Here is a 19,398-nt window from a genome sequence, read left to right on the forward strand (position 1 = left end):
GTCTTTTAATGTGAAGCTGGGTTGATCGAACGGCGTTCATGTATATTTTTAACTGCACGAGGGATTACGAAATAATTGGGGGAACCCACCATGGCCACGATCGACAACCTGGTCTCGATCTACCGCAACGTTCACCGGCTGCCGGCGAATTCGGACCTGCCCGAGAACGCCTGGACCCAGCTGACGCTGATGGCGCAAGGCATCGACATCGCGCGCGGCGGCCAGGTGGCCGGCGACATCTGGACCTATGCCGCCGCCGTCGGCTGGATCCAGGACAGCACGAAGGCCACCACCGAGGTGGCGGTCATGTCCTACGGCTTCCTGGCCGACCTCACCCTCAGCTCGGCGGGGCTCGACTACCTGGTCTCGGCGACGGGCAGCAATCCCAACAACCTGAACAGCGCGTACTACGCGGGCTTCAGCCTGGAAAACCGTTTCATCAACTTCGCCCTCAACCTGGTGAAGTTCGGCGAGGCCAAGGACGACTTCATCAAGGCCTACGGTGAGAACGGCACGTCCTACGCCACCTTCCAGAAGGCTTATCTGAAGCTGTTCGGCGTCGAGAAGCCCATCGACGACATCATCGCCATCCTTAGCGACGACATCCCCAACGGTCGCGGCGGGACCTATACGCGCGGCGAATACTTCGCCGAGTTGGGCGGCGATGGCGGCAACGGCCTGGGCACCCGCGCGGCCATGGTCGGCTGGCTGATGGCCGAGGCGGTCAAGAGCGGCCAGGGCCCCTATGTCGAGGCCATGAAGGCCTATCTCGCCGACGTCGGCCTGGACGGCGAGGCTTCGCCCCTGAACATCTTCATCTCGGCCTATGGCGAGGGCGGCGACTACGCCCCCGGCGGCCCTTCCGATCCGGGCCTGCCCGGCGAAAGCGCCCGCTTCGCCCACGACTGGAACGTCGACGCCTTCAACGAGGAGCCCGACGACAACACCCACGTCCTGGCCAGCGACGGCAACGACGTCATCAGGCCGGTGATCGCCGACGTCGGCGGGCTGGACGCCGGCAAGCACATCCGCACCGCCGGCGGCAACGACACCGTGTTCGTCGACAACGGCTCCATGCGCGGGCTGATCGACACCGGGACCGGCAACGACTCCATCTTCGTCGAAATGTTCGATGGCCGCATCATCACCGGCGCCGGCTACGACAATATCGACATCGGCTCGTTCGCCGGCCTGCATCTGGTCGACGGCAAGGCGACCGGCATCCCGGTGATCGAGGACTTCCAGAAGGGCTTCGACCTGCTCGGCTTCCCCGGAGCCGTCGGGCCGGGTGAGAAGAAGCAGCTGTTCTTCATCACCACCGCCACCTTCGACGAGGCCCTGACCGCCTATGCCGGCCTGACCGCCGCCAACAGCAACACCGTCTTCGAGTGGGGCGCCGACACCTACATCTTCCACAACAACGGCGTGGCCGGGGTCGATGCGGGCGACGGCCTGATCAAGCTGGCCGGCGTCACCGGCCTGACCGTCGGCAAGTCCAACGAGGTGGCCGACATCCTGTTCGCGGCCTAGAACTTCAGCCCTTCAAGGCCCGTGACGGAGCTCCCCTCGCCCACCGCGGGGGGAGCTTTTTCTTTGTCAGGGCTTGGACGGCGCGCCGCCAACCTCCGGACATTTCGCGTCGCCGCGGCGCGTGTCGCAGACGGTGACGCTCTTCAGATAACTCATGGTCGGCGACACCATCTCCGCTGTCGCGGCGCTGCGATAGGCGTACTGGACGCTGTAGAGGCTGTCCGCGCCGCTGATCACCTTGATCCACATGCTTTCCGGCTTCCGCGTCGCCGGGTTGAGCGGGCACAGGAACATCCAGATCGAGACGGGATAACTGTTCTCGACGCCGGCATGGACCTTCCGCGCGGCTCCGCCAGGACACGCCCTACTCCATCCACCGGTCATGGAATTGGGCAGGGCGTCGGGATCCATCGCACGCGCGCCATAGAAGATCTGCTGGGTGATGAGACGGGACCAAGCCTCCACCGTCTCACCCGTCGGCACGTATTCGACGAGCTGGCTATTGGGGCGACGCCCGGCCGCGCCGACCTTGAAGCCCTTCGGCATGGGAACCAGCAGGTTCTCACCTTGGAGAGGCTCGGCGGAAACAGATCGCGCCAGGACGCCAGCCATAAACGCAGCCGCGAACAGAAATCCAAGCCGCATGAACGCCCCCGGTTAGACAACCGAAGATAGTGAAACAGCCCGCCCGCTCCAATCCCTAATTCGGGACCTACCGCGCCCCGGTCGTCTTCACCGCCGCCACCTTCGCCGGCTGTTGTCCCGACGGCGCGGGCACGACCGGCGGGCGCTCGATGGCTTGGTAGACAAGGCTGCGTGATTGGGCGTCGAGCCCTGGCCCAACCCCGCCCAGACGCTGGATCATGCCGACGAAGAACAGGTCGTTGACCGGGTCGATCCAGAACCAGGTGCCGGCGCTGCCACCCCAGCTGACCGTGCCCGCCCCCACCGGCGCGCCCGAGGCGGCTGGGTCGACGGCCACGGCAAGGTCCAGGCCATAACCCATGCCGGCGGCGAACGGGAACGGGCGCGGGCCGGGCTTGAGGACGCCGGTCGTGCCGTTGGTCGTGACCACGAAGCCGGGCGGCAGATGGTTTTGGGTCATCAAGGCCACGGACTCGGGCGTGAGGATCCGCACCCCGTCCAATTGGCCCTTGTTCAGGATCATCTGCGCGAAGCGAGCGAAGTCCTCGGCGGTCGAGACGAGCCCCCCGCCTCCAAGCGGCGCGGCCGGGGGTTTGCTGACATCTCTCCAAGAGCCTTCGACGGCCGGCACCAGTTGGCCGGTGGCCGGATCGCCGTCATACAGCGCCGCCAGCCGCGGCTGCTTCTGCTCGGGCACGTAGAAGGCGGTGTCCTTCATCTTCAGCGGGCTGAAGATGTGCTCTTCCATGAAGACCGGCAGGGTCTCGCCCGACAGTCTCTCGACGATGTAGCCCTGGATGTCGGCCGCCACGCTGTAGCGCCAAAGCTGGCCGGGCTCGGAGAACATCGGGAGGCCCGAGACCTTCTGGACCAGGTCGGTCAGGGACGAGGACTGCAGCACCCCCGCTTGGTAATAGGCCTGGTCGGCCGGGCTGGCGGGGTCGTCGGCCAGGCCGTAGGCGAAGCCGGCCGTGTGGGTCATCAGCTCGCGCATGGTGGGCGGGCGTGTGATCGGGGCCAGGATGGGCCGGCCGGCCGCGTCGACGCCGGTGGCGATCCGCAGGTTGGCGAACTCGGGCACGTATTCGCTGATCGGATCGTCCAGCTGCCACTTGCCCTGCTCGTACAGGATCATCATGGCCACGCCCGTGACCGGCTTGGTCTCGGAGCGGATGCGAAAGATGGCGTCGAACGGCATCGGCTCGCCGTTCAAGGCCCTTCGGCCGAAAGCTTTCGCGTGGACGACGCGGCCATGGCGGGCCAGCAGGGTCACGCCGCCGGCGACCTGGCCGCCCGTGACCATGGCCTGCATGTGTTCGTCGAGCTTCTTCAGGCGCTCGACATTGAAGCCCAGTTCCTCGGGCTTGCCCTTGGGCAGGGCCAAGGCCAGGGCCGGGGTCGCGGCGACGGCCGCGCAGCCGAACACGCTGGCCAGCAGGCTCAACGCGCGACGACGCAGCCGCCCCCTCGTCATTTCGGCCGGAACCGCTTGTTGGTCGCGAAGCCCCGGGGCGCCAGCTTGCCGGCTCCGGCGCGACGGCCGATCCATTCCTTCCACTCCGCCCAGTCACGGCGACGGCCGGCGGTGTCGATCCAGTAGGCCCCGGTCTCGGCGTTGAACGACAGGCCGTCACGCAAACCGCCCTCGCGGTAGGCCTGCAGCTTGACGCCCTTGCCGCGCGGCATCTCCGGCAGCTCTTCCATCGGGAAGATCAGGATCTTGCCGTTGTCGCCGATCACCGCGAACTGGTCGCCCACGGCTTCCAGGCAGAAGGCGGCGCCGGCGGCGTCGACGGTCAGGACCTGCTTGCCGGCCTTGCGGTTCGCGAGCGCTTCTTCCTCGGGCATCAGGAAGCCGTAGCCCAGTTTCGAGGCCAGAATACGTTTGCGGCCGGCCTTGAACGGGAAGACGTCGATGATCTTCACCTTGTCGTCCAGCTCGATCATCATCCGCACCGGCTCGCCATGACCGCGCGCGCTGGGCAGCTTGTCGCAGCCCAGCGTGAAGAAGCGGCCGTCGCTGGAGAAGATCAGCAGCTTGTCGGTGGTCTCGGCCGGGACCAGGAAGCCCAGCTTGTCGCCTTCCTTGAACTTCAGCTCGGACGGATCGTCGATCTTGCCCTTGGCGGCGCGGATCCAGCCGCGTTCCGACAGGATGATCGTGATCGGCTCGCGAACGATCATCGCCTCGATGGCGGCGTCGGCGTCGACCACCGGCGCGTCGGCGAAGATCGAACGGCCGATGGCGCCCGTCGGGCGACCGCCCTTGTCCAGCGGGTGCTTGATCTTCAGCAGGGTCGCGCGGACCTCGGCCAGGCCCTTGCCGACCAGCTTCCACTGCTTCTCGTCGCTGGCCAGCATCGCGAGAATACCGTCGCGCTCCTCCACCAGTTCGGCGTGCTCGCGGCGGATCTCCATCTCCTCCAGCTTGGCCAGTTGGCGCAGGCGGGTGTTGAGGATGGCGTCGGCCTGGACGTCCGAAAGCCCGAAGGTCTCGATCAGCTTTTCCTTCGGCTTGTCCTCGTAGCGGACGATCCGAATGACCTCGTCGAGGTTCAGATAGGCGATCAGCAGGCCGTCCAGGATGTGCAGACGGGCTTCGATCTTGGCCAGGCGATGGCGGGCTCGACGGGTCAACACCTCGCGGCGGTGGGCCAGGAAGGCCATCAGGGCCTGCTTGATGCCCATGACGCCCGGCGTGCCACGCGCGTCCAGCACGTTGATGTTGACCGGGAAGCGAGCTTCCAGCGCCGAGAGCTTGAACAGGCTCTCCATCAGCACTTCGGGCTCGACGTTCTTGGACTTCGGCTCGAGGACCAGGCGGATGTCCTCGGCGCTCTCGTCGCGAACGTCGCCCAGCAGGGCGGCCTTCTTGCTGTCGATCAGGTCGGCCAGTTGCTCGACCAGGTCCGACTTCTTCACCTGGTACGGGATCTCGGTGACGACGATCTGGTAGGTGCCGCGACCGGTGTCTTCCTTCTCCCACTTGGCGCGGATGCGCACGCCGCCGCGACCGGTCTCGTAGGTCTCGAGCAGCGAGGCGCGTGGCTCGACGATGACGCCGCCGGTCGGGAAGTCCGGCCCCGGCACCTTCTCCAGCAGGTCTTCGGTCGTCGCGTCGGGGTTCTTCAGCAGCAGTTGGCAGGCGTCGATCAGCTCGGCGGCGTTGTGCGGCGGGATCGAGGTGGCCATGCCGACCGCGATGCCCGACGAGCCATTGGCCAGCAGGTTCGGGAAGCCCGACGGCAGGACGTACGGCTCTTCGTCCTGGCCGTCATAGGTCGGCTTGAAGTCGACCGCGTCCTCGTCGATGCCGTCCAGCAGAAGCGTCGCCGCTTCCGTCATCTTGCACTCGGTGTAGCGCATGGCCGCGGCGCTATCGCCGTCGATATTGCCGAAGTTGCCCTGGCCCTCGACTAGCGGGATGCGCTGGCTGAACTCCTGCGCCAGGCGGACCAGGGCGTCGTAGATCGACTGGTCGCCGTGCGGGTGGAAGTTACCCATGACCTCGCCGACCACCTTGGCGCACTTGCGCGCGGCGGACTCGGGATTCAGGCGCATGTTGCTCATCGCGTACAGGACGCGACGGTGCACGGGCTTGAGGCCATCGCGCACGTCGGGCAGCGCCCGCGAACCGATGGTCGACAGCGCATAGGCCAGATAGCGCCGCGACAGGGCTTCCGTCAGCGGCTCGTCGAGGATGCGATCACCGTCGTCGGGACCGCCGGGGGGCAGGACAGGCTTGTTCATCGAGGGGATTCGTACTCCGGGTCAGGACCCTAGCAGAAATCCCCCCTACGATTCGACCCGTCAGGCTTGGGTAATCCCCGGCTTTCCGGCCTCCAGCGCCCATTTCGCGCGGGTCGATAGCTTGCCGTCGCGGCGAGAGATGGCGTCCAGCACCTTGAACTCGGTGACATAGGCCTTGGGGGTCACGTCGCAGATGGCGTAGCCGCGCTGGCTGTTGTTGAACTTCAGCTGCGGGTTGCCGGCCTGGACCTTGGCCATGTCGGGCCGCTGGTCGACGCCGTCGCCGCCAGAGCTGATCGAGGTGACCACGAACTCCGAGGCGATCGGCGCGCTCTCGTTCTTCGTACCGTCCACATAGAGGTCGCCGGCGAAGTTCTGATGCTCGTCGCCGGTCAGCACCACGACATTGCCGACCTTGGCGTCCTTGATCTTCCGCAGCAGGCGGGCGCGCGGGATGCGGTAGCCGGCCCAGCTGTCCGGATTGACCGCGACGCCGGGGGCCTGGTCGCGATCCAGGTCCATCATCATGATCTGCTGGGCCAGCACGTTCCAGGTCGCCTTCGAGCCGGTCAGACCGTCCATCAGCCACTTTTCCTGCGCCTGGCCGATCACCTCGGCCTTGGGCGCGCCGATTTCCGCGCAGGTCGCCGCGTACTTGTCGCCGCACGGCTGGTCGGTGCGGAACTGGCGGGTGTCCATCAGGTTGAGATTCAGCAACTGGCCGTAGGCGGCGCGGCGATAGATCTGCAAACTGGTCCCGACCGGGAAGCTGGAGGCCCGCAGCGGCATGTTCTCGTAGTAGGCCTGGACGGCGGCTTGGCGGCGCAGGTTGAAGATCTTCGGGTCCGTGCCGTCCTGGTCGAGATCGCCGACCCAGTTGTTGTCGGTCTCGTGGTCGTCCCAGACGGTGAACCACGGCGCGGCGGCGTGGGCGGCCTGCAGGTCGGTGTCCATCTTGTACTGGGCGTAGCGGCGACGGTAGTCGTCCAGGCTGTAGATCTCGCCGCCGAAGTGCTGGCGGACGTTCTCGGTCGGGCCGCCCGCGCCGTTCGACGTGCGATTGCCACGGCCCTCGTAGATGTAGTCGCCGTAGCAGAACACGAAGTCGGGATTGTCTTCGGCGAGGCGCCGGTAGGCCGTGTAGTAGCCGGCCTCGTAGTGCTGGCAGCCGGCGACGGCGAAGCGGACGCGGTCCAGGGCGGCGCCCGGCGCCGGCGTCGTGCGGGCGCGGCCAACGATGCTGCGCTCCTTGCCGACGGTGAAGCGGTACCAGTAGTCGCGGCCCGGCTGCAGGCCGCCGACCTCGACATGGACCGCGTGGCCCAGCTCCGGCGGGGCGATGGCCGTCCCTTTGGCCACGACATTGCGCATGCCGGCCGTGTCGGAGACTTCCCACTCGACCGCCACCGGGGCTGTCGGCATGCCGTAGCCGATCTCGAACGGCTCGGGGGCCAGGCGGGTCCAGATCACGAAGCCGTCCGGCGCGGGATCGCCCGAGGCCACGCCCAGCTGGAACGGATAGGTCCGGAACGGGACCTGGGCCAGGGCCTTGCCGCTTTCCAGCGGGATCGACAGCGCGGTGACGGCCGAGGCGCCGAAGACGCTCAGCAGGCGACGGCGGCTCAAGGCGTAGCGGTCGAGGACGGACATGGCGGAACTCCGAAACTGAAGCTCCGCCGATAGCTCGGGTATGTGACGGTTCTTAAAGCCGCTGACTAAAGCCTATTGGCTTCCGTCAGGCGATCCAGCAGCCACATTCGCGCCGGCGGCAGCGGCCGGTTCAGCGGGCCGAACACGAACTGCTCCAGGAAGTGGCCGGTGATGTCCAAGCCGGCCTTCACGTCCCCCTCCGCCAGGCCGCCTTGGGCGGACAGCAGGAACGGCGGCAGCGGCAGCAGCTTGTCATGATACGGCGCGCCCGCCGCTCGACTGACGGCGCGACCGGTGCGTGGGCTGACATAGACCAGGTCGTCGAAGGTCCCGGTGGCGGCGCACTTGGAAAGGTCCAGGCCAAAGCCCAGTTCCTGCAGCAGTCCCGCCTCGTAGCGGACATAGACGGCCGGCCAGATCTCCGGGATTTCCAGCACGCGGATCAGGGCCTCCAGCGCGTGGAAGGCGCCAGGATGGGCCTCGCGCTCGGGCAGGGCCGAGGCGGCGACCGAGGCGGCGGCCGAAAGACCCGCCAGGGCCAGGCTATCGTCGAACAGGGATGAAGGCCCCTCGCCCATCGGCTCCAGAGTGGCGGACCCCAGCTGGTCCGAGACCCGGGCGCGATAGCGGGCGATGACCCGCGCGCCTGGCTGCAGGAACGGCTTCATCCGCCGCGAGGCCGCGCCGGCCACGTGGGCGGCGAACTTGCCGCGATCCTGCGTCAACAGCTCGACGATCGCCCCCGTCTCGCCATGCGAGCGGGCGGACAGGACATAGGCCTCGTCCTCCCACTCCATTTAGATGGCGGACCTTTCGTCAGACATCGAAGTCCAGGCCGATGTCGCTGAACAGACCGCGCTCCTCGGCCCAGTTCTCCTTGACCTTCACGTGAAGGAACAGGTGAACCTTGCGATCGAGGATGTCGCACAGCTCCTCACGCGAGGCTTGGCCGATCCATTTCAAGGTTTGGCCGCCCTTGCCGATCACGATGATCCGCTGTCCCTCGCGCTCGACCAGGATGGTCTGCTCGATACGGACGCTGCCGTCCCGGCGCTCCTCGAAGGCGGTCGTTTCCACGGTGGCGGCATAGGGCAGCTCTTCGTGGACGCGCAGATAGACCTTCTCGCGGGTGATCTCGGCGGCCAGCAGGCGGGCCGGCAGGTCGGCGGTCTGATCTTCCGGATACAGCCAGGGCCCCTCCGGCATCATGGTCACCAGCTTGGCGGTCAGGTCATCGACGCCGGCGCCGGTCGTGGCGCTGATCATGAAGACGTCGGTATAGACGCCCTGGTCGAAGAACTCCTTGGCCACGGCCAGCAGGGTGTCGCGCTTGACGCCGTCGATCTTGTTCAGGGCCAGGATAACCTTGCGGTCGGCGGCTTTCAGGCCCTCGATGATGGTCTGGACGTCCTGGGCCGAGCGGAACTCGCCTGGCGTGGCCTTGTCGGCGCGGCTGGACAGCTCGGCCTGCACGTCGACCAGGTGGACGGTGGCCTCGGCGTCTTCCGAACCGGCCCAGGCCGAGCGGACCATGGCGCGATCCAGGCGGCGGCGCGGGCTGAAGATCCCGGGGGTGTCGACGAGCACGATCTGGGTGTCGCCCTCGATGGCGACGCCGCGCACGGGGAAGCGCGTGGTCTGGACCTTCTGGGTCACGATCGAGACCTTGGCCCCGACCATGCGGTTGACCAGGGTGGACTTGCCGGCGTTCGGCGCGCCGATGATGGCCGCGAAACCGGCCCGAGTCTGGGTGGGTGTTTGGGAGGTGGTGTCAGTCATTGCGCGTGCGTGTAGCACCGATGGGCCCGCGGGGGTAGCGACCGGCCGTCACGCCTCCTTTTCGGCGGTCGGGATCAGCGCCAGGAAGTTGCGGGCGCTGGCCGGGATATCGCCGGCCCGCGTGGCCAGGGCCAGGCTGACCCGCGGCGGTTCGCCGTCGATGGGCCGATAGACGACGCCCTTGACCGCCAACTGGGCGATCGAGGCCGGGACCATCGCCACGCCCAGGCCGGCGGCGACCAGATTGACCATCGCGCCGATCTGCGGCGCCTCCTGGGCGACCATGGGCTCGAAACCTTGGCGGCGACAGGCCTCGACGATCAGCCCCAGGAAGGTCTGGCCGATGCCGCGCGAGAAGATCACGAACGGCTCGGCACGCAGGGCCGACAGCGGCACGCTGGCTCGTCCGGTCAGGGCGTGGCCCACCGGCAGGGCCACGATCAGCGGCTCGTCGCCCAGCGGGATCAGACGCAGCCCCCTGTCGTCCTCGACATTGTCCGGCCGCACGAAGACCGCGTCCAGCTCGGCGTTGCGCAGCCGCTCAACCAGGCGCGCGGTGTTGCCCTCCTCCACCACCAGGCTGGCGTCGGGGTGCGTCCAATGGAAGACGGTGAAGGCCTCGGTGACGATCGGATGGAAATTGGCCGACGAGGTGAAGCCCACCCGCAATGCGCCATCGTCGCCGCCGCCCGCCCGTCGCGCCGCGCGAATGGCGCGCTCGGCCTGGGCCAGGATCTTCCGAGCCTCGGGCAGGAAGGCCTCTCCGGCCTCGGTCAGGGTCGCCCCGTGCGGCCGGCGGCGAAACAGCGCGAAGCCGATCTCGCTCTCCAGGTCGCGGATCTGCTGACTCAGCGGCGGCTGGCCGATGCCGATCTTTGCCGCGGCCCGCGTGAAGTTCTGCGCCTCGGCGACGGCCAGGAAGTAACGGATATGGCGAAGTTCCATGCGGGCGCTCAGATCCGGGCTGCGCGGCGAAGTTTAGGATCGAGCATTGAGGTCCGTCTGGAAAGGGTGCGGCTTAGGCGGTCGGCGGGCGGTTGGCGGACTTGGAGATCATCCCGGCCATCGCCTTTCCGATGATCGCCGCCAGCGCTAGCAAGGCCGCGGGCACGATCGCCAGAAGCCAGACCAGAATGATGGCCGAGAACTGCAGAATGGTCGTGACGACCACCAGCACCTTGTTTTCCGGCTTCAGGTCACTCGAACGCACAATACTGGGCACGGGGCGCATCTCTTCTACGACGTTCCAAGGTCTCCTTGCCGCGCGCCGTCGTCGCCCCCCGTGGGCCACCGGACCGCGATCAAGAAAGTCGTCAATGGTGGGAGACACCTTGCGGCGTCGGAATAAATCCTATGTAGAATTCAGGTCACTTCGCATAGGCATTTGCGAGAAACTCATTTTGGTTTCTGTGGAAATCTGGAATTTTCAGGTAAAGAATGTATTAAATTGTAAAATACCAAGTAGTTATACTTTATAAATATCGAGCGATTGCTTTTACACACACTCAGGGACGCAATCAGGTTCGGAGCGACCCGAAGGCTGACCCGACGGGGATTGGCGCGACTCAACGCTCGGCGTTCGCGAGATCGAAGCGTATGAAATCAATCGCTTGTCGATTTTATGCGCCGCCCAATCATCCGCGTCCAAACCGCCTGCACAATCATAGCCATCCCCGTCGCGGGGGAGGGCGTTTGGATCCGGCCCAAAACGGCGGCGGGGGTAGGTTGAGCGGGGCCGCTGGCGGTTCCCGGCGGCTTCGTCAGGTCACGTGGATTACTCTTTAGGATCGCACGCGGGTGACGGACCGTCCGGGATCAAGGCCGAGCAGCGGATCGACAGGGCGGTGATCGTACAAGCCGCCTATCGTGGATCGCCGAGCTGGAGACGGATTGAGCCGATCCAGTTGGTCCACGCCCGTCCGGGGGCTCTTGGGGACCCGAGCTGAAATACGCTCACGCCTCCCGTCCTCACGGAAAAAACAGCCTGGCGGAGCGGTCGACGAGCCGAAACGCAACAAACCATCACGGTCTCCGGGTTCGCCCGGCCGCTCCGTCGCCTCCCCACACACCTTCAGCGGGCCGCCGCGTGAGGACGAGAGCCCATGGCTCAGCACTGGCCCCCACCTGACCGCTGCGCGGTCTGTCCGCCCCCAAGCGGGGCGGAGGAATATCTCTCCTCCCCCGCTTGGGGGAGGGGGACCGGCGAAGCCGGTGGAGGGGGTCGGTCAAGCGCCCTACTCCGCCCCCTCGCGCTCCAGCAGGGCCTTGGCGGCGGCCTTTTCGGCTTCCTGGCGGGACTTGCCCTTGGCGATGGCCGGATCGACGCCGACGACGGTCGCCTCGACGGTGAAGACCGGCGCATGGTCGGGGCCGGCGCGGTCCAAGACGCGGTAGGTCGGCAGCGGACGGCCCTTGCCTTGCGCCCACTCCTGCAGCGCGGTCTTGGGATCGCGCGGACGCCCCTCGCCGGCCCGATCGAACTCCTGGCTCCACAGGTCCAGGAAGACCTTGCGGGCGACGGCCAGACCGCCGTCCTGGTAGAGGGCGGCCATCAGGGCCTCGGTGGCGCCGGCCAGGATCGAGTCGGTCTCACGGCCGCCGATCTTGCTGGACGAGGCCGACAGGCGCAGGGCCGAGCCCAGCTCGGCGGCGCGGGCCACCCGGGCGCAGGTCTCGCGGCTGACCAGGGCGTTCAGGCGCGGAGCCAGCTCGCCTTCCTTGGCCTTGGGGAACCGCTCGGCCAGGGCCTCGGCGGCCAGCAGGCCCAGCACGCGGTCGCCGATGAACTCCAGCACCTCGTTGTCGCGGACCTTCTTGGCCCCATCCCCGACGCTGGCGTGCGTCAGGGCGCGTTCGAGCAGTTCCCGGTCGTTGAACTGATGGCCCATCCGGCGCTCCAGGTCGCCGACGGCGGCGACCCGTCTATCCATTGGAGGCGATCACTTCAGCACGTGGAAGAAGCGGCTGGGACGGGCGTTCAGGAACCAGGTCCACGGCTTGAACAGGCTGGCCTCGGCGCTCCACGACAGCAGGATGATCTGGGCGCGGCCGACCAGGTTCTCTTCCGGCACGAAACCGACGCCGACCTCGTCGCCAATGTACTGATCCAGCTCGTAGTCCCACTTGCAGGCGCTGACCTTGTACGGCGAGACGCCCGGGTCGAAGCGGCTGTCGGCCGAGTTGTCGCGGTTGTCGCCCATGAAGAAGTAGCAGCCAGCCGGCACGGTGTAGACGCCGGTATTGTCGCCACGGCTGTCGGGACCGAAGTCCTGGGTGTTGTACTGGCGGCCTTCCGGATTGGTCTCGGCGAAGCGCTGGACCTGTTGGGTGAAGCCGTAGCCAGTGTCGACCAGGGCCGGCGCCTGTTCCTTGCGCGGCAAGGCCTTGCCGTTGATGAACACCTGCCCGCCGCGGATCTGGACCTTGTCGCCCGGCATGCCGATCAGGCGCTTGATGTAGTCGGTGCGGTTATCGCGCGGCAGCTTGAAGACGATGATGTCGCCCCGCTTGGGCGCATGCCCCAGGATGCGGCCCTTGATGATCGGCGGGCTGAACGGGATCGAGTGCTTGCTCCAGCCGTAGCTGAACTTGGATACGATGATGTAGTCGCCCTGATAGAGGTTGGGCTCCATCGAGGCCGACGGGATCGTGAACGGCTGGAACAGCAGGACCCGCAGCACCAGGGCGATGCCCAGGGCGTAGGCGACGGTCTTGATGATCTCGATGAACTCGGCGACGACGCCCTTCTCTTCGGGCGGCGTGATGTCGTCGGCGGCGTCGGTCATGCGGGCGCTGAGCTCTTCGAAGATGGTTTGCCGGCGAACCGGTTCGGCTTTGCTAGACGGGACTTAGCACAGGGGCAAGTGCGGCGCGTTAGCTTGGCTTTGAGGCGGTGTTGGGGCGGATCACGCCTTGGGCAGCGCTTCGATGATCACGAAGGCCTGGGCGTAGGGGTGATCGTCGGTCAGGGACAGGTGGATCACCGCCTCCATGCCCGGCGGCGTCATCTCCTCCAGCCGCTTCAGGGCCCCGCCGGTGAGCGCCATGGTCGGCTTGCCCGACGGCAGGTTGACCACGCCCATGCCGGCCAGATGCACGCCGCGTTTCAGCCCCGTGCCCAGGGCCTTGGAGCAGGCCTCCTTGGCCGCGAACCGCTTGGCGTAGCTGGAGGCGCGGTCGGGCTTGCGCTCGGATCGGCTGCGCTCGATCTCGGTGAAGACCTTGTTGGTGAACCGGTCGCCGAAGCGTTCGAGGGACTTCTCGATCCGGCGGATGTCGCACAGGTCCGAGCCGATCCCGATGATCACGCCGCTTGCTCCGCTTCCAGGCGGGCGGCGTCCATCAAGGCGCGCATCCTTTGAATCGCCTGCGGCAGACCCACGAAGATCGCCTCGCCGATCAGGAAGTGGCCGATGTTCAGCTCGGCGATCCGCGGGATGGCGGCGATCGGCTTGACCGTGGCGTAGTCGATGCCATGACCGGCGTGGACTTCCAGTCCGAGGTCCGACGCCAGTGCCGCGCCCGCCTTCAGGCGCTCCAGGATGGCTTCGGCACGCTCGACCTCACCGGCGCGAGCCGCGTCGCAATAGGCGCCGGTGTGCAGCTCGACGACCTGGGCGCCAGCGGCGGCCGAGGCGCGGATCTGGTCGGGATCGGGCTCGATGAACAGCGAGACCCGGGCGCCGACGGTGCGCAGGCGGGTCGTGGCGTCGGTGATGCGGCTTTGGCCCTTGACCACGTCGAGGCCGCCTTCGGTGGTCACTTCTTCCCGGCGTTCAGGCACCAGGCAGGCGGCGTGGGGTCGTGCGCCAATCGCGATGCCGACCATCTCGTCGGTCACCGCCATCTCGAAGTTCAGCGGCTTGCCGCGCTTGTGGCACAGGTCGGTCAGGACGGCGATGTCGGCGTCGCTGATGTGCCGGCGGTCTTCGCGGAGGTGCGCGGTGATGCCGTCGGCCCCGGCGGCCAGAGCCAGCTCGGCGGCTCGGACCGGCTCGGGATAGGAGGAACCGCGCGCGTTCCGGATCGTCGCCACGTGGTCGATGTTGACGCCCAGACGCAGCATGGCTCAGCCCTTCAGACGGCGGGAACCGGGATCCTCGATCGGGATCGCGGCCAGTTCGGGCGGCAGGGCGTCGGCGGGATAGGCCGGCACTTCCAGGCTGCACAGCGAGATCAGCGGCACGCCGACATCGACCTTGCCGCCCGAGCGGTCGACGATGCAGGCCGCCGCGACGACGTCGCCGCCGGCGTCGACGATCGCCTGGATGCATTCCCGCGACGACAGGCCGGTGGTGACGATGTCCTCGACCATCACGACCTTCTGGCCGGGCTCCAGGTGGAAGCCGCGACGGAACTTGAAGCCGCCGCCCTCGCGCTCGACATAGATCGACGGCACGTTCAGGTGACGGGCGGTCTCGTAGCCGGGGATGATGCCGCCGACGGCCGGCGAGACGGCGACGTCCACCTGGCCGACCGTGGCGATGATCTTCTCCGCCAGGGCCTTGCACAGGCGCTCGCAGCGCTCGGGCCGCATGAACACCAGGTTCTTCTGCAGGAACACCGGGCTGTGCAGGCCGCTGGACAGCACGAAGTGGCCTTCGCGCAGAGCGCCGGCGGCGCGGAATTCGTCGAGGACGTCATCGTTGGTCATGAGGGCTGGATATAGAAGCAGGAGCCTGAGTCTTCAAACGCTGGCTTGCCTGGGACGGGCGTTTTGAGCTCTACCCGGCCCATGAGCGAAGAACCTCAACGCCCTCGCGTTGGCTGCGGCGCGGCCATCCTCGACGATCAGGGCCGGCTGCTGCTGGTCAAGCGGGTCAAGAACCCCGAGGCCGACCACTGGGGCGTGCCCGGCGGCAAGCTCGACTGGGGCGAGGCCGCCCGCTCGTGCGCCGAACGCGAGATCAACGAAGAGCTCGGCCTCACCATCAAGGCCGGCCGCGTCCTGGCGGTCACCGACATGGTCGCGCCGGACTATCACTGGGTGGCCATCACCTACGCCGTCGAAAGCTTCGAGGGCGAGCCGGTGATCCAGGAAGCTCACGCGATCCATGAGTGGGGCTGGTTCGCGCTGGACGCCCTGCCCTCGCCGATGACGGCCGGCAGCGTCGACGCCGTGGCGGCCCTCAAGGCGCGCTAAGCTCGCCAGCGATCCGCCAGGCGCGCAGCGGCAGGACGTAGGTGCGGTTGCCGATGGTCTCGGCGTCCATGCCGGCCAGCACCGCGCCAATGTCGAAGGCCATGGCCCGGCTGCGGGCATAGTAGCTGTGCTGGATCAGCGCATCGGCGTCGCCGGCGACATTGCGGCAGTCGACCAGCACCACCTTCTTGGGCAGCATGTCGATCAGCCGCGGCCCGTCCGAGCCCAGCCGGTCGGGATTGCCCTTGGTCTTGTCCGAGACCACCAGGGCCCGGTCCGACGGGTTGAAATAGACCGTCACCTGCCGCCCGATCCTGGGCAAGGGCTTGAGCTTGCTGTCCAGCTCGAAGGCGTCGTCGTCCTCGTCCGGCGCGGCCAGCAGGATCTGGTCGAACATCCGCACCAGGCTGTCGGAATCCTTGGCGATCACCGCCTGCAGCCCCTGGCGCAGGACATAGGCGCCCATGCTGTGGGCCATCAGGTGGACGCTGCGCTCGCAGCGGTCCTCCACCCGCACCGTCTTGAGAAAGTCGCGCAGCTTCAGATAGACCCGCGCCACAGCTGGTCCCGAAGCCCGGGCGTCCTCGCGGTCGCTGTAGTACGACATGTACGGAACGGCCTCGCCGTCCGACGGCCAGCTGAACACCACGACATTGACCGGCCGCCCCTCATCGGCGACGGCCCCGCTCCGGATCCGGACCTCCCGCGCCAGCCGCGCCCCGGCTTCGATCGCGCCGGCGAAGGTGACGTTGAACCCGTGGATGAACACCAGGGTGTCGCGACCGGCCAGCATCGCCTCGCGCAGGTCGTCCAGGAACTGGCCGCCGCCGGTCTTGGAGACGTCCGGCTCGCCCTTGATGTCGGGATAAACGTGGACCGCCCCGCCCTGCAGCGTCTCGACGCCGTCCGGGAAATCGACATGGCCAAATCGCAAGGCCGCGACGCCGTCGGGATTGAAGCGCGGCCCGAAGACCAGCTTCTTGTTGTCCGGCAGTTCGTTGCGATTGGTCGCGAAATAGACCCGCACCGCACCCATGGTCGCCTCCCGTTTGGAGGCCTGACAGTGCGCTTCTAGCGGGAAACCGGCAACAACTCAGCCTGAAGCCTAACCGCGCGTCCGGTCCACGGTCTCGACCGACGGGCAGGCTCGCAAAGCGGCCGAGATGTTGGTCAGGTGCTTGGCGTCGCGGACCTCGACGTCGATGTCGGTGTCGAAGAAGTCGCTCTGCCGATGATGCATGCGCAGGTTGACGATGTTGCCGCCGGCCTCGCCGATGATCGTGCAGACCTGCCCCAGCACGCCCGGGGCGTTCTGGATCGTGGCGTGCAGGCGGGTCAGCGAGATGGTCGAGCGTTCGGCCTCGGGCGTCCAGTTCAGGTCGCGCCACAGCTCCTCGCGGTCCTCGAACTCGGCCAGGCGCGGGCAGTCGATGGTGTGGACGTCCAGGCCCCCATCTTGGTTTTCGGCGCCGTCCTCGCGCAGGATGCCGACGATGCGGTCGCCCGGCACCGGGCTGCAGCAGTGGGCGAAGTGCAACGAGACGCCCGGCGTCAGGCCGCCGCCACGCACATAGAGCGTTGCGTCCCGCCCCCCCTCGATCTTGCGACGAGCCGTGGCCGCCTCGCGATCGGCGTCCTTCATGCCCGGATAGGCGGTCTCGAGCACCTGACTGGGCGAGACGCGGCCACGGCCGACGGCGTCGAACAGCCCCTCGTCGTTGTCCAGGGCGAAGCGTTCCAGGATCGGCCGCAGCGACACATCCTTCAGCCTCTTGCCGGCGCGCTCGAAGACCTGCTCCAGCGACGACTTGCCCAGACGCAGGAACTCTTCCTTCTCGGCCAGGCGGATATGGCGGCGAATGGCCGACCGGGCTCGCCCCGTCACCGTCAGAGAGCGCCAGTCCGGCGGCACCACGGGTTTGGAGCCGCGCACCACCTCGACCACGTCGCCATTGACCAGCGGGGTTCGCAGCGGCTTCAGCTCGCCGTTGATCTTCACGCCGATGCAGGTGTCGCCGACATCGGTGTGGACCGCATAGGCGAAGTCCAGCGGCATCGCCCCCCGCGGCAGGCTGACCAACTTGCCCTTGGGGGTGAAGACGAACACCTGGTCGAGGAACATCTCGAGCTTGGCGTGCTCGACCAGTTCCTCGCTGTCGCCGCCGTGCTCCAGCACCTGGACCAGCTGGCGCAGGTTGGCCAGCGGGTCGCGGCCGCCGGCGGCTTCCATGCCTTCCAGGTCGAGGCCGTACGAGGCGTCCTTGTAGCGGAAGTGGGCGGCGACGCCCTCTTCGTTGACGCGGTCCATGCTCTCGGTGCGGATCTGCATCTCGATGCGCATGCCGCGCGGCCCCACGACCGTGGTGTGCAGCGAGCGGTAATTGTTCCGCTTCGGCGTCGAGATGTAGTCCTTGAAGCGGTCGGGCACGCTGGACCAGGCCCGGTGCACGACGCCCAGGGCGCGGTAGCAGTCTTCCTCGCTGTCGACGATCACGCGGAACGCATAGATGTCCGACATCTGCGAGAAGCCGATCGACTTGCGCTGCAGCTTGCGCCAGATCGAATAAGGCGACTTCTCGCGACCGAAGACCCGGGCGGGCAGATTGGCCGCCTCCAGGCGTGCGGCGATTTCCTGGCTGACCAGGGCCACCGCCCCGCCCTGCTCCTCGCGCAGCGCATCCAGACGGCGCAGGATGGCGTCGCGGGCTACCGGATTGGTGTGCTGGAAGGACAGCTCCTCCAGCTCCACGCAGATGCGATGACAGCCGATGTTACGGGCCAGCGGCGCGTAGATGTCGCGCGTCTCGCGAGCGATCCGCTCGCGCTTCGCCTGGTTCTTGATGAAGTGCAGCGTCCGCATGTTGTGCAGACGGTCGGCCAGTTTCACCAGCAGGACACGGACGTCCTTGGAGATGGCCAGAATGAATTTGCGCAGGTTCTCGGCCTGGCGCATGTGCTCGGCCTGCAGCTCGAGCTTGGAAAGCTTGGTGACGCCCTCGACCAGCTCGCCGATCTCCTCGCCAAACAGCTTGGAGATCTCGTCCTTGGTGACCGGGGTGTCCTCGATCACGTCGTGCAGCAGGGCCGTGACGATGGTCGCGGTGTCCAGCCGGTACTCGGTGAGGATGCCCGCCACCTCGATCGGGTGGGCATAGTACGGGTCGCCGCTGGCCCGGGTCTGCGAACCGTGCATCCGCATGGCGTAGACATAGGCGCGGTTGAGCAGGGCCTCATCGGCCGTCGGGTCGTAGGCGTGGACCCGCTCGATCAGCTCATACTGGCGAAGAAACTTGGGGCGCGGCTTGGGCGCCGGCTCGGGCGTCGTGGTGGGAGCCACGGACGAAGACGCGCCCGACTCCCCTCCAGAAGAAGGGGCATCGGGCGCGCGTTCGGAAAGAGCGGTCGGTTGGACCGCTTCCAGGGTCAGAGGGTCTGCGCCTTCGGGGCTCAGTACCGCTCCTCCTGACCGCCATCGCGGTCGCTCTGCAGAGCGCGGACCAGTTCCAGCTCGCTCATCTGCATGTGGCTCGGATCAGCCAGCAGGGCCAGGGTTTCGGCTTCTTCCTCGGCCTCGGTGTGCTCATCGACGCGTTGCAGCGTGCTGATGAGGTGTTCCTTCAGGCCTTCGTGGTCGATGACGTCATCGGCGATCTCGCGCAGGGCGACGACGGGGTTCTTGTCGTTGTCGCGGTCGACCATCAGCGCGGCGCCGGCCGAGATGGCGCGGGCGCGGTGCGCCGAGAGCAGGACCAGCGAGAAGCGGTTCGGAACCTTCTCGACGCAATCTTCGACGGTGACGCGGGCCATGAGTTCCTCGGGTTGCCGATTAGCAATCGCAAAATAGGCTTCCGTGCGGCGACACGCAACGCCGCGCACGATGTTCTAGCTTTCGCGAGGGGGCG

At 67.1% G+C, this 19,398-nt stretch carries 18 protein-coding genes; 2 read left to right on the forward strand and 16 right to left on the reverse strand.

Annotated elements, in window-relative coordinates; genetic code table 11:
* The first annotated feature begins 90 nt into the window (after nt 1-90).
* Entirely contained in the window at nt 91-1,530 is a 1,440-nt protein-coding gene (locus ACW173_RS21840) for a hypothetical protein (protein WP_492082124.1), read from the forward strand.
* 66 nt (nt 1,531-1,596) lie between these two features.
* Here the strand turns inward: ACW173_RS21840 and ACW173_RS21845 are convergent, their stop codons facing one another.
* From ACW173_RS21845 to pyrE, 13 genes are all read right to left on the reverse strand, one after another.
* Nucleotides 1,597-2,175, reverse strand: coding sequence for a hypothetical protein (locus ACW173_RS21845; RefSeq protein ID WP_492082125.1), 579 nt, complete (start codon nt 2,173-2,175; stop codon nt 1,597-1,599).
* Nucleotides 2,176-2,242: 67 nt separating this feature from the next.
* Nucleotides 2,243-3,649 carry a serine hydrolase domain-containing protein gene (locus ACW173_RS21850; protein WP_492082126.1) on the reverse strand — a complete coding sequence of 469 codons (1,407 nt, stop codon included), beginning with the start codon at nt 3,647-3,649 and terminating at the stop codon, nt 2,243-2,245.
* Nucleotides 3,646-5,925, reverse strand: a complete 2,280-nt coding sequence (gene parC, locus ACW173_RS21855; RefSeq protein ID WP_492082127.1) for a DNA topoisomerase IV subunit A — start codon at nt 5,923-5,925, stop codon at nt 3,646-3,648. Before parC ends, ACW173_RS21850 begins: the two co-directional genes overlap by 4 nt.
* 60 nt (nt 5,926-5,985) lie before the next feature.
* Nucleotides 5,986-7,575, reverse strand: a complete 1,590-nt coding sequence (locus tag ACW173_RS21860; RefSeq protein WP_492082128.1) for an alkaline phosphatase D family protein — start codon at nt 7,573-7,575, stop codon at nt 5,986-5,988.
* Nucleotides 7,576-7,640: 65 nt separating this feature from the next.
* Nucleotides 7,641-8,372, reverse strand: coding sequence for a DNA repair protein RecO (gene recO / locus ACW173_RS21865; RefSeq protein WP_492082129.1), 732 nt, complete (start codon nt 8,370-8,372; stop codon nt 7,641-7,643).
* A gap of 19 nt (nt 8,373-8,391) precedes the next feature.
* On the reverse strand, nt 8,392-9,354 hold the full coding sequence (gene era / locus ACW173_RS21870) for a GTPase Era (protein ID WP_492082130.1): 963 nt from the start codon (nt 9,352-9,354) through the stop codon (nt 8,392-8,394).
* A gap of 48 nt (nt 9,355-9,402) precedes the next feature.
* Nucleotides 9,403-10,299, reverse strand: a complete 897-nt coding sequence (locus ACW173_RS21875) for a LysR family transcriptional regulator (RefSeq protein WP_492082131.1) — start codon at nt 10,297-10,299, stop codon at nt 9,403-9,405.
* Between the two features lie 73 nt (nt 10,300-10,372).
* A complete protein-coding gene (locus ACW173_RS21880) occupies nt 10,373-10,576 on the reverse strand; it encodes a hypothetical protein (RefSeq protein WP_492082132.1) in 204 nt (67 codons plus the stop codon).
* 1,012 nt (nt 10,577-11,588) lie between these two features.
* On the reverse strand, nt 11,589-12,284 hold the full coding sequence (gene rnc / locus ACW173_RS21885) for a ribonuclease III (RefSeq protein WP_492082133.1): 696 nt from the start codon (nt 12,282-12,284) through the stop codon (nt 11,589-11,591).
* Nucleotides 12,285-12,293: 9 nt separating this feature from the next.
* Complete coding sequence (lepB, locus tag ACW173_RS21890) at nt 12,294-13,139, reverse strand: signal peptidase I (protein ID WP_492082134.1); 846 nt, start codon at nt 13,137-13,139, stop codon at nt 12,294-12,296.
* 120 nt (nt 13,140-13,259) lie between these two features.
* Nucleotides 13,260-13,661, reverse strand: coding sequence for a holo-ACP synthase (gene acpS, locus ACW173_RS21895; RefSeq protein WP_492082135.1), 402 nt, complete (start codon nt 13,659-13,661; stop codon nt 13,260-13,262).
* On the reverse strand, nt 13,658-14,419 hold the full coding sequence (locus ACW173_RS21900) for a pyridoxine 5'-phosphate synthase (RefSeq protein WP_492082136.1): 762 nt from the start codon (nt 14,417-14,419) through the stop codon (nt 13,658-13,660). The genes acpS and ACW173_RS21900 overlap by 4 nt, the downstream gene beginning before the upstream one ends.
* A gap of 3 nt (nt 14,420-14,422) precedes the next feature.
* Complete coding sequence (pyrE, locus tag ACW173_RS21905; RefSeq protein ID WP_291873256.1) at nt 14,423-15,007, reverse strand: orotate phosphoribosyltransferase; 585 nt, start codon at nt 15,005-15,007, stop codon at nt 14,423-14,425.
* A gap of 81 nt (nt 15,008-15,088) precedes the next feature.
* Here pyrE and ACW173_RS21910 point away from each other — a divergent pair, with 81 nt between their 5' ends.
* Nucleotides 15,089-15,496 (forward strand): NUDIX domain-containing protein, encoded by a 408-nt coding sequence (locus ACW173_RS21910; protein ID WP_492082137.1) that lies wholly within the window; start codon nt 15,089-15,091, stop codon nt 15,494-15,496.
* Here ACW173_RS21910 and ACW173_RS21915 read toward each other — a convergent pair.
* From ACW173_RS21915 to rpoZ, 3 genes are all read right to left on the reverse strand, one after another.
* Nucleotides 15,483-16,532, reverse strand: a complete 1,050-nt coding sequence (locus tag ACW173_RS21915; RefSeq protein ID WP_492082138.1) for an alpha/beta hydrolase — start codon at nt 16,530-16,532, stop codon at nt 15,483-15,485. The two genes, ACW173_RS21910 and ACW173_RS21915, sit on opposite strands and share 14 nt — an antisense overlap.
* 69 nt (nt 16,533-16,601) lie before the next feature.
* Nucleotides 16,602-18,695: a RelA/SpoT family protein gene (locus tag ACW173_RS21920; RefSeq protein ID WP_492086037.1), complete on the reverse strand. Its 2,094-nt coding sequence runs from the start codon at nt 18,693-18,695 to the stop codon at nt 16,602-16,604.
* Between the two features lie 248 nt (nt 18,696-18,943).
* Nucleotides 18,944-19,303 carry a DNA-directed RNA polymerase subunit omega gene (gene rpoZ, locus ACW173_RS21925; protein WP_099577049.1) on the reverse strand — a complete coding sequence of 120 codons (360 nt, stop codon included), beginning with the start codon at nt 19,301-19,303 and terminating at the stop codon, nt 18,944-18,946.
* Nucleotides 19,304-19,398: the final 95 nt, after the last annotated feature.

Source organism: Caulobacter sp. ALps2, from assembly GCF_058681635.1.

What these genes read in the sequence shown, in the direction of transcription:
- parC (WP_492082127.1), bottom strand. Translation starts at nt 5,925, where the DNA reads ATGAACAAGCCTGTCCTGCCCCCCGGCGGTCCCGACGACGGTGATCGC.
- ACW173_RS21910 (WP_492082137.1), top strand. Translation starts at nt 15,089, where the DNA reads ATGAGCGAAGAACCTCAACGCCCTCGCGTTGGCTGCGGCGCGGCCATC.
- ACW173_RS21845 (WP_492082125.1), bottom strand. Translation starts at nt 2,175, where the DNA reads ATGCGGCTTGGATTTCTGTTCGCGGCTGCGTTTATGGCTGGCGTCCTG.
- ACW173_RS21860 (WP_492082128.1), bottom strand. Translation starts at nt 7,575, where the DNA reads ATGTCCGTCCTCGACCGCTACGCCTTGAGCCGCCGTCGCCTGCTGAGC.
- ACW173_RS21850 (WP_492082126.1), bottom strand. Translation starts at nt 3,649, where the DNA reads ATGACGAGGGGGCGGCTGCGTCGTCGCGCGTTGAGCCTGCTGGCCAGC.
- lepB (WP_492082134.1), bottom strand. Translation starts at nt 13,139, where the DNA reads ATGACCGACGCCGCCGACGACATCACGCCGCCCGAAGAGAAGGGCGTC.
- rnc (WP_492082133.1), bottom strand. Translation starts at nt 12,284, where the DNA reads ATGGATAGACGGGTCGCCGCCGTCGGCGACCTGGAGCGCCGGATGGGC.
- ACW173_RS21875 (WP_492082131.1), bottom strand. Translation starts at nt 10,299, where the DNA reads ATGGAACTTCGCCATATCCGTTACTTCCTGGCCGTCGCCGAGGCGCAG.
- pyrE (WP_291873256.1), bottom strand. Translation starts at nt 15,007, where the DNA reads ATGACCAACGATGACGTCCTCGACGAATTCCGCGCCGCCGGCGCTCTG.
- recO (WP_492082129.1), bottom strand. Translation starts at nt 8,372, where the DNA reads ATGGAGTGGGAGGACGAGGCCTATGTCCTGTCCGCCCGCTCGCATGGC.
- ACW173_RS21840 (WP_492082124.1), top strand. Translation starts at nt 91, where the DNA reads ATGGCCACGATCGACAACCTGGTCTCGATCTACCGCAACGTTCACCGG.
- rpoZ (WP_099577049.1), bottom strand. Translation starts at nt 19,303, where the DNA reads ATGGCCCGCGTCACCGTCGAAGATTGCGTCGAGAAGGTTCCGAACCGC.
- ACW173_RS21920 (WP_492086037.1), bottom strand. Translation starts at nt 18,695, where the DNA reads ATGCGGATGCACGGTTCGCAGACCCGGGCCAGCGGCGACCCGTACTAT.
- era (WP_492082130.1), bottom strand. Translation starts at nt 9,354, where the DNA reads ATGACTGACACCACCTCCCAAACACCCACCCAGACTCGGGCCGGTTTC.
- ACW173_RS21915 (WP_492082138.1), bottom strand. Translation starts at nt 16,532, where the DNA reads ATGGGTGCGGTGCGGGTCTATTTCGCGACCAATCGCAACGAACTGCCG.
- ACW173_RS21900 (WP_492082136.1), bottom strand. Translation starts at nt 14,419, where the DNA reads ATGCTGCGTCTGGGCGTCAACATCGACCACGTGGCGACGATCCGGAAC.